This window comes from Pragia fontium (assembly GCF_900638655.1).
Lineage (GTDB): Bacteria > Pseudomonadota > Gammaproteobacteria > Enterobacterales > Enterobacteriaceae > Pragia > Pragia fontium.
This window is the reverse complement of record NZ_LR134531.1, coordinates 2,680,799-2,693,927: the sequence shown is the minus strand read 5'-3', so window position 1 is coordinate 2,693,927 and position 13,129 is coordinate 2,680,799. Positions and strand designations below refer to the sequence as shown.

Sequence of the window (13,129 nt, the reverse complement as noted above, 5' to 3'; positions counted from 1 at the left end):
ATCCCTATCGATGATCAGGGACGACAATTTATCGTTAAGGGGATTTTATAGTGAATAAATCACAATTGATCGACCGAATTGCTGCGGGAGCAGATATTTCCAAGGCTGCAGCTGGCCGTTCATTAGATGCCATCATTGATGCAGTAACTGACGCTTTGAAAGAAGGCGATCAGGTTTCTCTGGTTGGTTTTGGTTCATTTGTTGTTCGTGAGCGTGCTGCCCGTACTGGCCGTAACCCACAAACTGGCAAAGAAATCAAAATTGCAGCAGCAAAAGTTCCAGCATTCCGCGCTGGTAAAGCACTGAAAGACGCTGTTAACTAAGATTTTAGCGGTTTTTGCTCAGTTAGGTATTACCTTCGGGCAATGAACTGATAGAATAGAGGCGCATCATGATGGTGCGCTTTTTTTATGCCTTTTAAAGGTGGACGTAAACCGGTTGGTCAGTCGTTAATGAACGGCTAATCTGCTCGTTTCATGATTTAGCCTATTACAGCGGAGAGTTGTCACCCTATGATGGACAATCTACGCGCGGCCTCGAATAGTGTCGTGCTTAAAGTTATCCTTGCTTTGATTATATTGTCGTTTGTTTTAACCGGTGTAGGTAGCTACCTGGGCAGCGGCTCTAATTCATCTGTTGCTGAAGTGAACGGGCAAGAAATCGACCGCGCTAAGTTTGAGAATGCTGTTATCGATGAGCGAAACCGTTTACAACAGCAGCTTGGCGAGCAATTTTCTCAGCTGGCCGGCAATGAAAGCTACGTAAAGCAAATGCGTCAACAGGTTCTTAACCGTATGATCAATGACACGCTGCTCGACCAGTATGCGGCTAAGATCGGTTTAGCGATTGGTGACGATCAGGTTAAGTTAAATATTCAAAATTCAGAAGAGTTTGCCACCAATGGCAAATTTGATAACGGCAAATACCGCGATTTATTAAATCGTTTTCGGATAGCGCCTGAACAGTATGCTGAGATGGTGCGTAAACAGCTGTTAACACAACAACTGCTGGCGGCATTTGCCGGAAGCAACTTTGCGCTGCCTACAGAAGCTCAATCGGTTATTGCCCTGATTCATCAACAGCGTGATGTACGTTTAGCCAACATTGATATGAAAGCGCTGGCAGATAAAAAAGAGGCGATGCCTTCAGAGCAGCAGGTGAAAGAGTTTTACGAGCAGAATAAAAATCGTTTTACTGCCCCTGAAAGCGTGAAGGTTAGCTATATTGAGGTTGATGCTGCATCGCTGGCTGATGGTTTGAAAGTGAGCGATCAGGAAATAGCGGATTTCTACCAAAAAAATAAACCGATGTATGTTCAGAAAGCGCGGACTAGCTACAGCATTATTGTGCTGGCAAAAGAAAGCGAAGCAAAAGACGCACTGGAACAGCTGAAGAATGGTACTGATTTTGTGACGCTAGCCAAAGAAAAATCCATCGAGAAAGACTCCGCTGCTAAAGGTGGTGATATCGGTTGGTTAGAGGCCACTGCGGTTCCTGATGAAATTGCCAATGCCAAGTTGACGGAAAAAGGTCAGCTTTCTGGCGTTATTCATTCAGATATGGGTTATTTGATTGTGCGTTTGAACGATACTCAGGCGGCAAAAGAAAAACCGCTGGATGAAGTGAAAAATGAAATCGCGCAGAATCTATTACAGGATAAATCCTATCAAAAATACGAAGACCTGCAGACTAAGCTTATTGATGGTGCGGGTAGTAATAATCTGTCACTGGCAGATGCTGAAAAGCAATCTGGTTTGAAAGCATTAGAAAGTGATTGGTTCACTCGCGACAATATGCCAAAAGCGCTTTCTTATCCGGAAGTTGCTCAGGCCGTTTTTGGTGGTGAACTGTTTGGAGTTAAAGGGGCACCAGGCTCTAACTCTGAGCTGATTACCGTGGAAGGCGATCGTGCATTTGTTCTGCGTATTGCCGATCATCGTCCGGAAGCGATCAAATCGTTTGAACAGGTTTCTGGGGATATCACTGCATTGTTGAAGCGTCAGAACGTGATGAAGATGGCGCAAGCACAAGCAGACCAACTTTTGGTTGAACTGAAAGCTGGTAAAGGGGATGAAGCTCTGAAGGCAGCAAACGTTAAGTTCGGTGATAAGCAAGTGATCACCCGTTTATCGGAAGATACCCAATTGGCCGACAGCGTATTTGCTTTAGCGTTGCCAAAAGAAGGGCAGCCGGTTTATGGCGTTTCTACCGATAAGAACGATGCTGTGATTTTGGTTGCTCTGGATGCGGTACATCCGGGTAAATTGGATGCAGACCAGACCAAGGCTTTCAATGCCTCACTGGTACAACAGGATAGCGGTGTGATTCTGGATGCGCTGGTCGGTAATTTGCGTGAGCAAGCGAAAATCAAGATTGGCGAACTGGCACAGTAATAGGAATAAATGCGGTAACTACCGCATTTATATGTAACCGTTCCTTATAGTCAAAGGCCGCTCGCGCGGCCTTTTGCATATCTGTAATCTACCGATTGTCTGTTTTTACCGATATTGACAATGTAATGCGACTGCCAGATGACGCAGTGAATTTATATAAGGATATCCGTATGAAAAAATCAGTTATGAAATTACACCATATGTTGTTTATCAGCGCATTATTATTGCCCGCAGTAAGCAATGCTGCACCGGAGCAAGGTTCGGTTCAGGAAACGGCACCTGTTGCCAGTATTCAATCCTCCAGTACAGCGAAAGAGGTGTTAGAACCTCAGGTTAGCCTTAATCAGGCCACCGCTGAACAGCTTGCTGAGGTGATGCTCGGTATTGGGATTAAGAAAGCTCAAAATATTGTTAACTACCGTGAGCAGAATGGCCCGTTTGCCAGTCTGGAGCAGTTACAAGAGGTGCCGGGGATTGGTATAGCGACCGTAGAGCGTAATTTATCCCGCCTTAAGCTTTGAGATAGCATAACACTGATAATGAAAGCGTCAGGTTTAGCCATCTATAATCAAGGGAGATAAACGATCTATTTATCGCCCCGTTAAGTAACGGGGCTCGCTGTTGCATCATTGGATATTAGTTGAGTTTCAGCTTAATTTTTAACTGTTGCAGGGTTTGCTGTTTATTTGCCAGATAAGTTTTCAGACCATTGGCTCTTAAATGGCAGGAAGGGCATTCACCACAGCCATCACCTTGAATACCGTTATAGCAGGTCAAGGTTTGATTGCGGATCAAATCCAGTTTTCCATAGTAGTCAGCTAACGCCCAGGTTTCGGCCTTGTCCAGCCACATCAGCGGCGTATCAAAACGGACCGGGTAATCCATGCCCAAAGCAACGGCATGGTTAAGCGCTTTAACGAACTCGTCTCGGCAATCAGGGTAGCCGGAGAAATCGGTCTCACACACGCCAGTGATCACCGCTTCTGCTTTAATTTGATAGGCATAGATGGCTGCCAACGTCAGGAACAGAATATTTCTGCCAGGAACAAAGGTGTTTGGAATGCCATTATCTGAGCTTTTCGGAACGGGAATATTATCCCGCGTCAGGCTGCTAATGGCTAATTCATTTAATAAACCCACATCCATCACTTTATGGGCGGCAACGTTAAGCTGTTTGGTTAAATTTCTGGCGACCTCTATCTCGGCCAGATGACGTTGCCCGTAATCAAACGTGACACAATGCACTTCATCATATTGTGTTAACGCTTGAATCAGACAGGTTGTTGAGTCCTGACCGCCACTGAAAACCACAACTGCACGTTTCATATAAACTCCATATCCTTGCAACTTAAATAGCAGTAATACTTAATCGATCGGCTAATACATTAATAACCACTTACTTCTCACCATGATAAATCAGGGAATGCGTGTACAACAGATGGTTTCTTGATTACATTGTGTGAGTTAGCGGCTGTTAATAGGGTAATAGGCAAACTTTAGTACTGATAAACCCGTTTATCATAGTGACTGGCGGTCATTGATGCCATGTTTTATTATCAATGGTTCCAACGCAATGGATTATTTAAGCCGATGCAGAATTAAAAAGAGAACAATCACGTGAAAATTTTGGCTGATGAAAATATGCCTTATGCCCCGGCGCTGTTTGGGCAATTGGGCGATGTACGTTTGGTGGCTGGTCGTCAGCTAAATAGTGAATCACTGGTGGATGCTGATGCCTTGATGGTGCGTTCAGTCACCAAAGTCAATCAGGCGCTGCTCAGTGGCTCTAAGGTGCGTTTTGTTGGCTCAGCTACAGCAGGCACCGATCATGTTGATGAGGTTTGGTTAAAGCAGAACGGCATCGGATTTTCTGCCGCGCCGGGCTGTAATGCCATTGCGGTGGTGGAATACGTATTTTCTTCCCTGTTAATGTTGGCGGAACGGGATAGCTTCCGGCTTGCGGATAAAACTATCGGGATTATCGGGGTTGGCAATGTTGGTTCTCGATTGAATCATCGCCTGAAGGCGCTGGGTATTAAAACGCTATTGTGCGATCCCCCTCGCGCCAGAACCGATAACAGCGAAACATTTTGGCCGCTGGAAAAGCTGGTCAAAGAAGCGGATATATTAACCTTTCATACGCCGCTGTATAAAGATGGGATTGATAAAACCTTCCATATGGTTGATGAGGCGGTCTTGGCGGCACTGCCACCGGGGCGTATTTTGATCAATGCCTGTCGTGGTGCGGTTGTTGATAATATTGCTTTGATGAGAGCCTTAGAAAAAGGCAAGCGCCTCAGCACCATACTCGATGTCTGGGAACCCGAACCCGATTTATTACTGCCCCTGCTGAAGATGGTGGATATTGGGACGCCACATATTGCTGGTTATACCCTGGAAGGCAAAGCGCGCGGCACTACTCAGATTTATCAGGCGTTCAGTGAGTTTCTCGGCCAACCCAAAAGCGTTGACCTAACCGGCTTATTACCTCAGGCCGAGTTCAATCATATAACCTTTAATGGTGAATTGGATGAACACAGGCTAAAACGATTAATCCATCTGGTGTATGATGTGCGTCGTGATGACGCCCCGTTAAGACGGGGTGCCGGTCAACGTGGTGAATTTGACCGTTTACGTAAAGAGTATGTTGAGCGCAGAGAGTGGTCCTCGCTAACCGTAGCGTGTGATAATGCAGACAGCGCTGCACTGCTACAGCAACTGGGTTTCAGCGCCAGGCTGGCCTAATACCAGACTCAAGACGATCAAATAGCGTTTAAACATTTTTTCTCTGAATAACAGAGAGAGTTTGTTGGGAAACGCATAATGCAATTATTTCGGAGAATTCAGCATGACTGATGGTTGGCAAATTGCCGTGCTCGGTGCTACTGGCGCTGTGGGAGAGGCTCTGATTGAGCTATTACAAGAGCGTAATTTCCCGGTAGGAGAGCTTTATCTGTTAGCCAGTGAGCGTACTGCTGGTGAAACAGTTCGTTTTAATGGCAAAAGTATTATTGTACAGAATGCGGCTGAATTCGATTGGTCACAGGCTCAATTGGCATTTTTTGTGGGCGGCGCAGAAGCTGCGGCTCGCTATGCTGAAGAAGCGGCTAATAGCGGTTGTTTAGTGATTGATAACAGTGGATTGTTTGCTCTGGAGCATGATGTGCCGTTAGTGGTGCCGGGCGTGAACAATCATGCACTGGCAGAGTATCGTAATCGCAATATTATTGCAGTAGCGGATAGCTTAACCAGCCAACTGTTAACCGCAATTAAACCATTGTCTGAAGCGGCTGGTTTGTCACGTATTCAAGTTATCGCCATGTTGTCTGCTTCGGCTCATGGTAAAGCCGCGGTTGACGATCTAGCGGGACAAAGTGCGCGTTTACTGAACGGTTTACCGGTAGAAGAGGGATTTTTCCGTAAACAATTGGCGTTTAACCTATTACCGCTGTTGCCAGATTCAGAGGGCAGTGTGCGAGAAGAGCGCCGCATCGTGGATGAAACTCGTAAAGTATTACAGGATGACGGTCTGGCTATCTCAGTGTCCTGCATCCAGTCTCCGGTGTTCTACGGTAATGCGCAGGTGGTACATATGGAAGGTCTGCGTCCATTGTCCGCCGAAGAGGCGATGGGTGAACTGCTGAATGCCGATGATTTGCAAATCAGTGAAGCGGATGATTATCCTACCCAAGTAGGGGATGCGACCGGTAATCCACACTTGAGTATTGGCTGCTTACGCAATGACTATGGCATTCCTGAACAATTACAGTTCTGGTCTGTGGCGGATAATGTGCGTTTTGGTGGTGCTCTAATGGCGGTTAAAACAGCAGAAAGCCTGATTCAGGAGTACATGTACTAATGTCTGCCGTAGGCAAAACGAAGATTGCGCTCGGCATTGAATATGATGGCAGTGGTTATTACGGCTGGCAGCGTCAGCAAGAAGTCGCCAGTGTTCAGGGGCATTTGGAAAAAGCCTTAACGACGGTGGCTAATCAGCCCGTTAGCGTCTTTTGTGCCGGCAGGACGGATGCAGGTGTGCATGCGACCGGGCAAGTGGTGCATTTTGAAACCGATGTCATCAGAAAAGATGTCGCTTGGACGATGGGGGTAAATGCTAACTTACCCTCTAATATTGCGGTACGATGGATGAAAAGCGTTAATGAGGATTTTCATGCACGCTTCAGTGCAACGGCACGCCGTTACCGCTATATTATTTATAACCATCGTTTACGCCCAGCTATACTGAGTCACGGGGTAACGCATTTTCATTTACCGCTGGATGAGTCGCGTATGCACCGTGCCGGGCAATGTTTATTGGGTGAAAATGATTTTACTTCGTTTCGGGCTGTTCAATGTCAGTCGCGTACGCCATGGCGTAATGTAAAACATTTAAAGGTGACACGACAGGGTGCCTATGTCGTGGTAGATATTAAGGCTAATGCCTTTGTTCATCATATGGTTAGAAATATTGTTGGTAGTTTGCTGGAAATAGGTTGTGGCAACCAAAGTGAAGAATGGATGGCTGAGCTTTTGGCCGAAAAAGATCGCACTTTAGCTGCAGCAACGGCGAAAGCGGAAGGATTGTATTTGGTTGCGGTAGATTATCCGGATACCTTTCAATTACCTAAATCGCCTTTAGGGCCGCTTTTTTTAAACGATAATTTTTGTGGATGATTAACACCCTTTATGGAATATATTACTTACTTGATTGATTTTATTCTTCATATTGATGTGCATCTGGCTCAGATATTTGAAAATTACGGCCCATGGGTTTATGGCATTCTGTTTTTGATTTTATTTTGTGAAACCGGTTTAGTGGTTACGCCATTTTTACCCGGAGATTCATTGCTGTTTGTCGCAGGTGCATTATCCGCTTTACCGGGCAATGATATTAATGTGCATTTAATGGTAGGATTGATGATTGCTGCAGCTATTTTAGGTGATGCGGTAAACTACACCATCGGTAAATTATTTGGCGCCCAACTGTTTAAAAATCCGGACTCCAAAATATTTCGCCGCAGCTATTTGGTTAAAACCCACGAATTTTATGAGCGCCACGGTGGAAAAACCATCATTCTGGCGCGATTTGTACCGATTATCCGCACTTTTGCCCCTTTTGTTGCGGGTATGGGTGAGATGAGCTATCGTCGTTTCGCCGCATATAATATTATCGGTGGGGTGGTTTGGGTTGTGCTATTCACCTATGCAGGATATATTTTCGGGGATTTGCAAATTGTGCAGCAAAATTTAAAATTATTGATTGTTGCCATCATTATTATTTCCGTTATGCCTGGGGTAATTGAAGTTTTACGCCATCGGCGAGCTGCAGCAAAAAATAAAAAAATACAATAATTCAATCGATTATATTTTTTGCCAGAGAGAATAAAGGGGCCCTGACAAGTTTTAGTCCAATCTGTCAGGGTGATATGGTTTAATGGGCGGCGTATTTTGTGTCTGACATTGACAGTCATTATCACGGGAAGATATCCGTCTGAATAGCTGACCAACGCTATGCTTGGTTTAAACAGAAAGGTCATCAATGAGCTGGATTGAACGAATTTTAAGTAAAAGTAGCGCTCCAACGCGTAAAGCTAATATCCCTGAAGGGGTTTGGACCAAATGCGACAGCTGCGGACAAGTGCTTTATCGCGCTGAGTTGGATCGTAATTTAGACGTTTGCCCTAAATGCGATCATCACATGCGTATGGGTGCCCGCGTGCGCCTGCACAGTTTCCTGGACAAGGGGAGTGAAGTCGAGCTGGGTAGTGAGCTTGAACCGAAAGATCTGCTAAAGTTCAGAGATTCTAAAAAATACAAAGACCGTTTATCGGCTGCACAAAAAGAAACCAATGAAAAAGACGCCTTAGTCGTCATGAAGGGAACGCTGTACGGTATGCCAGTGGTTGTGGCATCGTTTGAGTTCTCATTTATGGGCGGTTCAATGGCATCCGTGGTTGGCGCTCGATTTGTTCGCGGCGTTGAGCAGGCATTAGAAGATAATTGTCCACTGGTTTGTTTTTCTGCCAGCGGCGGTGCCCGTATGCAAGAAGCGCTGTTTTCTTTGATGCAAATGGCGAAAACCAGTGCTGCACTGGCTAAAATGCAAGAACGCGGACTGCCTTACATCTCCGTGTTGACCGACCCAACGATGGGCGGCGTGTCAGCCAGTTTAGCGATGTTAGGTGATGTTAATGTGGCTGAACCTAAAGCATTAATTGGTTTTGCTGGTCCACGGGTTATTGAGCAGACCGTGCGTGAAAAGTTACCGCCGGGCTTCCAACGTAGTGAATTCCTGATTGAGAAAGGGGCGATTGATATGATTGTACGTCGTCCTGAAATGCGCCTACGTTTGGCGAGTCTGTTAGCCAAAATGACTAATCAGCCTCTGCCTGATGAAGGTGTTAATGAAGCCGAGGCTTCAGTATCTGTATCAGATACTGAAAAGTAAGCCGTATTGGTTACTTCATTAATTATAAACGAACAACCCGGCCATGATTATCTGGTCGGGTTGCACAAGAGTGAAACCGTAGCTAAGTGAACGGGAATCATGAAAGATCTAGATATACCTCAAGCCACGTCGCCTCTTGCCTCGTGGCTTTATTATCTTGAGCATCTGCATAATCAGGCTATCGAACTAGGCCTGGAACGTGTTCGTTCTGTTGCAGAGCGCCTCGACCTGCTTAAACCCGCGCCTTATGTCTTCACCGTTGCCGGTACTAATGGCAAGGGTACCACTTGCCGCACTCTGGAAACGATTCTTATGGCAGCAGGGTTTCGCGTGGGTGTTTACAGTTCCCCGCACCTGATTCGCTATACTGAAAGAGCAAGAATACAGGGGCAAGAACTACCTGAGAGTGCGCATACCCAAGCCTTTGCTTTGATTGAGCAGGGAAGAGGGGAGACGTCTTTAACCTATTTTGAATTTAGTACTCTGTCTGCCCTTCAACTGTTTAAACAATCCAATTTGGATGTGGTGATTTTAGAGGTTGGCTTAGGTGGGCGTCTGGATGCCACCAACATTGTGGATTCAGATGTGGCTGTAGTGACCAGTATTGCGCTGGATCATACCGACTGGTTAGGCTTCGACCGTGAGAGTATTGGCCGTGAGAAGGCTGGCGTTTTCCGTGCAGATAAACCTGCGGTAGTGGGTGAACCTGATATGCCGCAAAGCATTGCTGATGTTGCTGCTGAACTTGGTTCTCCGCTGTATCGTCGTGGATATGACTGGTGCTTTGAACTGGAAGCGTCGGGCGAGAGCTGGTGCTGGCAGGCTGCTGAGGAAAAACTTGCAGGCTTACCGATACCAAACGTTCCTCTGCCTAATGCGGCGACAGCGCTATCAGCATTGCATTATTCATCTTTGAAAGTGAGTCATGAGGCCATCCGTCAAGGGTTGATGCAGGCTGCCTTACCGGGACGTTTTCAGGTTATTGGACAATCACCGTTGAGGATATTAGACGTTGCCCATAATCCTCATGCCGCTGGCTATTTAGCCCAGCGTCTTGCGGCACTGCCGCATCGTGATGGAAAAGTCTATGCTGTAGTGGGAATGTTGTCAGATAAAGATATAGAAGGCACGCTGGCGTTGCTTAAGCCTCAGGTAGATATCTGGTACTGCGCGCCTCTAGAAGGACCTCGTGGCGCTAACGCAGAGCAACTGGCTCAATATTTACCGCAATCAAGCGTGTTTACTGATGTTAAACAGGCCTGGCAACAGGCGCTACAGGATGCCGGTAGTCAGGACACGATTATCGTCTGTGGTTCTTTCCATACCGTTGCACATGTGATGGAAATACTGGCGTCAAGTACAGGAGAACAGGATGGCTAGTCAATTTCAAAACCGATTGGTAGGGGCCGTCATTATTGTTGCTATTGGTGTCATCGTACTTCCCAGTTTGTTTGATGGTAAGAAGAAACACTATGAAGAAGAGTTTGCGGCAATACCGTTGGTACCAAAAGAAGGTGACGATCGGAATACCGAAATTTTACCTTCGGTAAACCATAATTTGCCGCCGGTTAATCCTGGTGCAACGGCGACAGTGGGCAACGGTCAAGTCGTTGATAATGCGAACACCGGGATAGCCCCACCGCCGCTGGCTTCGACTACCGCTGGTAATACAGCGGTAAATGCTCAGCCGGAAACGCTACCCCAGGTCACTCAAACTAAGCCCCCAGAGAGTAAACCTGAACCCAAACCTGAACCTGTTGTACCGAAGCCAACTGAGCAAAAGCCCGTTGCCAATAATAAACCGGTAGAGTCGGAAAAACCGAAAGAGAAACCTCCGGTAGGTCAGGCCTATATTGTTCAGCTTGGTGCCCTAAAGAATGCGGACAAAGTTAATGAGTTGGTCGCAACGCTTCGTTTGTCAGGCCATCGGGTTTATACGATCCCAGCAACGCCGGTGCAGGGGAAAATTACCCGGTTGGTAGTAGGTCCGGATCCATCAAAGCAAAAGCTTGAGGCTGCATTGCCTGAACTTAAACGCTTGACGGGTTTGAGTGGACAGGTTAAAGCATATAGTGCCGTACGATAACGTTTGCGTAATGATAAAATCGATACGCAAACGTTTCCTTTTTCTGTTAGAATGCGCTGAAAATCAGATGGCGTAGTTTTTATATAGGCTGATTTTATGAAGTTTCACAATATAAATGCATGGATGTACGTATGTTGAATTGGGTTGACTATGTCATTATTGGTGTTATTGGCTTTTCAGTACTGGTCAGCCTGATTCGCGGATTTGTTCGCGAGGCTTTGTCGTTAGTGACTTGGGTAGCAGCGTTCTTTGTTGCCAGTCAGTTTTACCCATATCTAACGGTTTACTTTACCCAGTTTCAGGATGAACTGGTACGTAATGGAATCGCTATTGCCGCGCTATTTATTGCGACGCTGATTGTGGGCGCTATTGTTAACTATGTGATCGGATCGCTGGTAAAACATACTGGCCTTTCAGGTACTGACCGCGTTTTAGGCATCTGTTTTGGTGCATTGCGTGGCGCCCTGATTGTGGCAGCACTACTGTTTTTCCTCGACTCGTTTACATCGTTCTCACATAGTTCAGACTGGGCTCAATCCCAGCTAATCCCGCAGTTTAGCCATATTATCAAGTGGTTCTTTGACTACTTGCAGAGTTCGTCGAGTTTCTTGCCGCACACTATGTAATAGCATGATTGTTAGATGGGCGTGCGGTGATACTGATGAGGAAAAGACAACATGTGCGGTATTGTCGGTATTGTTGGTTTTACGCCCGTTAACCAATCCATCTATGATGCGCTTACGGTGCTTCAGCACCGTGGGCAAGATGCAGCAGGGATTGTAACGATAGATGCAAATAATAGTTTTCGCTTAAGAAAGGCCAACGGACTGGTAAAAGATGTGTTCGAAATGCGGCATATGCAGCGTTTGCAAGGCAATATGGGCATCGGCCACGTTCGCTATCCTACTGCCGGAGGTTCCAGCGCTTCTGAAGCGCAGCCATTCTACGTTAACTCCCCCTATGGTATCTCTCTGGCCCATAATGGTAATCTGACCAATACCCATGAATTGAAACAGAAGATGTTTGAAGTGGCTCGTCGCCATATCAATACCACTTCTGATTCTGAAGTATTGCTGAATATTCTGGCCAGTGAACTGGATAACTTTCGCCATTACCCCTTAACGGCGGAAGATATTTTTACCTCAGTGCGTAATACTCATAAGATGATTCGTGGCGCGTATGCTTGTGTGGCGATGATTATTGGTCACGGTATGCTGGCATTTCGCGATCCTAATGGCATTCGTCCGCTAGTTATTGGTAAACGTAAGCTAGAGGATAACCGTGTTGAGTATATGGTGGCATCAGAAAGCGTCGCGTTAGATACATTGGGCTTTGAGTTCCTTCGCGATGTCGAGCCGGGAGAGGCTATCTACGTCACTGAGCAAGGGCAATTGTTTACTCAACAATGTGCCGACAATCCTGAAAGCCACCCTTGTCTGTTTGAGTACGTTTATTTTGCTCGACCGGATTCATTTATCGATAAAATTTCGGTATACAGCGCTCGTGTGCGTATGGGGAAAACGCTGGGAGAGAAAATTGCCCGTGAATGGGACGATTTAGATATCGATGTGGTGATTCCTATCCCAGAAACATCGTGTGATATTGCGCTGGAGATTGCGCGTATTCTTGATAAACCTTATCGTCAGGGCTTTGTGAAGAATCGCTATGTTGGTCGTACTTTTATTATGCCCGGCCAACAGGCGCGTAAACAGTCAGTTCGCCGTAAATTGAATGCCAATCGTGCAGAGTTCCGTGATAAGAATGTCCTGCTGGTGGATGATTCCATTGTGCGCGGTACCACATCTGAACAGATTGTTGAAATGGCAAGAGAAGCGGGGGCGAAGAAGGTTTATCTGGCTTCGGCTGCGCCAGAAGTGCGTTTTCCTAACGTTTACGGTATTGATATGCCAAGCGCTAATGAACTGATTGCACATGGTCGGGAAGTGGCGGAGATTAATGCGATTATCGGTGCTGATGCGTTGATTTTCCAAGATCTTGATGATTTGATCGAGGCAGTTCGCGATGATAACCACGATATTGAGCAGTTTGAGTGTTCAGTATTTGACGGTATCTATGTGACAAAAGATATCGATCAGAATTATCTCGATTATCTTGATACATTGCGTAGCGACGATACTAAAGTGGATACCGAACAGCACAATGCTGAAAATCTGGAGTTGTATAACGAAGGGTAAATCGTTC

At 46.2% G+C, this 13,129-nt stretch carries 13 protein-coding genes; 12 read left to right on the top strand and 1 reads right to left on the bottom strand.

Features of this window, described 5'->3' with window-relative positions:
* Positions 1-50: 50 nt before the first annotated feature.
* The 3 genes from hupB to EL341_RS11550 all read left to right on the top strand — a co-directional run bounded on the left by hupB (position 51) and on the right by EL341_RS11550 (position 2,914).
* Complete coding sequence (hupB, locus tag EL341_RS11560; protein ID WP_047781495.1) at positions 51-323, top strand: nucleoid-associated protein HU-beta; 273 nt, start codon at positions 51-53, stop codon at positions 321-323.
* A gap of 189 nt (positions 324-512) precedes the next feature.
* Positions 513-2,393: a peptidylprolyl isomerase gene (gene ppiD / locus EL341_RS11555; protein WP_126467844.1), complete on the top strand. Its 1,881-nt coding sequence runs from the start codon at positions 513-515 to the stop codon at positions 2,391-2,393.
* Positions 2,394-2,563: 170 nt separating this feature from the next.
* Positions 2,564-2,914, top strand: a complete 351-nt coding sequence (locus EL341_RS11550; RefSeq protein ID WP_047781493.1) for a ComEA family DNA-binding protein — start codon at positions 2,564-2,566, stop codon at positions 2,912-2,914.
* 115 nt (positions 2,915-3,029) lie between these two features.
* Here the strand turns inward: EL341_RS11550 and queC are convergent, their stop codons facing one another.
* Positions 3,030-3,719: a 7-cyano-7-deazaguanine synthase QueC gene (gene queC / locus EL341_RS11545; RefSeq protein WP_126467842.1), complete on the bottom strand. Its 690-nt coding sequence runs from the start codon at positions 3,717-3,719 to the stop codon at positions 3,030-3,032.
* A gap of 291 nt (positions 3,720-4,010) precedes the next feature.
* Between queC and pdxB the strand changes: the two genes are divergently transcribed.
* The 9 genes from pdxB to purF all read left to right on the top strand — a co-directional run bounded on the left by pdxB (position 4,011) and on the right by purF (position 13,122).
* Positions 4,011-5,138, top strand: a complete 1,128-nt coding sequence (gene pdxB / locus EL341_RS11540) for a 4-phosphoerythronate dehydrogenase PdxB (RefSeq protein WP_126467840.1) — start codon at positions 4,011-4,013, stop codon at positions 5,136-5,138.
* A 103-nt stretch (positions 5,139-5,241) separates the two neighbouring features.
* Complete coding sequence (locus EL341_RS11535) at positions 5,242-6,252, top strand: aspartate-semialdehyde dehydrogenase (RefSeq protein ID WP_047781490.1); 1,011 nt, start codon at positions 5,242-5,244, stop codon at positions 6,250-6,252.
* Positions 6,252-7,067 (top strand): tRNA pseudouridine(38-40) synthase TruA, encoded by an 816-nt coding sequence (truA, locus tag EL341_RS11530; protein ID WP_047781489.1) that lies wholly within the window; start codon positions 6,252-6,254, stop codon positions 7,065-7,067. Before EL341_RS11535 ends, truA begins: the two co-directional genes overlap by 1 nt.
* Positions 7,068-7,079: 12 nt before the next feature.
* Positions 7,080-7,745 (top strand): DedA family protein, encoded by a 666-nt coding sequence (locus tag EL341_RS11525; protein WP_047781488.1) that lies wholly within the window; start codon positions 7,080-7,082, stop codon positions 7,743-7,745.
* Between the two features lie 187 nt (positions 7,746-7,932).
* Complete coding sequence (accD, locus tag EL341_RS11520; protein WP_047781487.1) at positions 7,933-8,841, top strand: acetyl-CoA carboxylase, carboxyltransferase subunit beta; 909 nt, start codon at positions 7,933-7,935, stop codon at positions 8,839-8,841.
* 99 nt (positions 8,842-8,940) lie between these two features.
* Entirely contained in the window at positions 8,941-10,221 is a 1,281-nt protein-coding gene (gene folC, locus EL341_RS11515) for a bifunctional tetrahydrofolate synthase/dihydrofolate synthase (protein WP_126467838.1), read from the top strand.
* Positions 10,214-10,927, top strand: coding sequence for a cell division protein DedD (gene dedD / locus EL341_RS11510; RefSeq protein WP_126467836.1), 714 nt, complete (start codon positions 10,214-10,216; stop codon positions 10,925-10,927). Before folC ends, dedD begins: the two co-directional genes overlap by 8 nt.
* Before the next feature lie 134 nt (positions 10,928-11,061).
* Positions 11,062-11,553 (top strand): colicin V production protein, encoded by a 492-nt coding sequence (gene cvpA, locus EL341_RS11505; protein ID WP_047782696.1) that lies wholly within the window; start codon positions 11,062-11,064, stop codon positions 11,551-11,553.
* Positions 11,554-11,604: 51 nt separating this feature from the next.
* On the top strand, positions 11,605-13,122 hold the full coding sequence (purF, locus tag EL341_RS11500) for an amidophosphoribosyltransferase (protein WP_074822638.1): 1,518 nt from the start codon (positions 11,605-11,607) through the stop codon (positions 13,120-13,122).
* The last annotated feature ends 7 nt before the right edge of the window (positions 13,123-13,129 follow it).

Bases quoted from the DNA above. Each gene is read 5' to 3' on its own strand.
- ppiD (WP_126467844.1), top strand. From the start codon at position 513: ATGATGGACAATCTACGCGCGGCCTCGAATAGTGTCGTGCTTAAAGTT.
- EL341_RS11550 (WP_047781493.1), top strand. From the start codon at position 2,564: ATGAAAAAATCAGTTATGAAATTACACCATATGTTGTTTATCAGCGCA.
- queC (WP_126467842.1), bottom strand. From the start codon at position 3,719: ATGAAACGTGCAGTTGTGGTTTTCAGTGGCGGTCAGGACTCAACAACC.
- EL341_RS11535 (WP_047781490.1), top strand. From the start codon at position 5,242: ATGACTGATGGTTGGCAAATTGCCGTGCTCGGTGCTACTGGCGCTGTG.
- truA (WP_047781489.1), top strand. From the start codon at position 6,252: ATGTCTGCCGTAGGCAAAACGAAGATTGCGCTCGGCATTGAATATGAT.
- EL341_RS11525 (WP_047781488.1), top strand. From the start codon at position 7,080: ATGGAATATATTACTTACTTGATTGATTTTATTCTTCATATTGATGTG.
- accD (WP_047781487.1), top strand. From the start codon at position 7,933: ATGAGCTGGATTGAACGAATTTTAAGTAAAAGTAGCGCTCCAACGCGT.
- folC (WP_126467838.1), top strand. From the start codon at position 8,941: ATGAAAGATCTAGATATACCTCAAGCCACGTCGCCTCTTGCCTCGTGG.
- dedD (WP_126467836.1), top strand. From the start codon at position 10,214: ATGGCTAGTCAATTTCAAAACCGATTGGTAGGGGCCGTCATTATTGTT.
- purF (WP_074822638.1), top strand. From the start codon at position 11,605: ATGTGCGGTATTGTCGGTATTGTTGGTTTTACGCCCGTTAACCAATCC.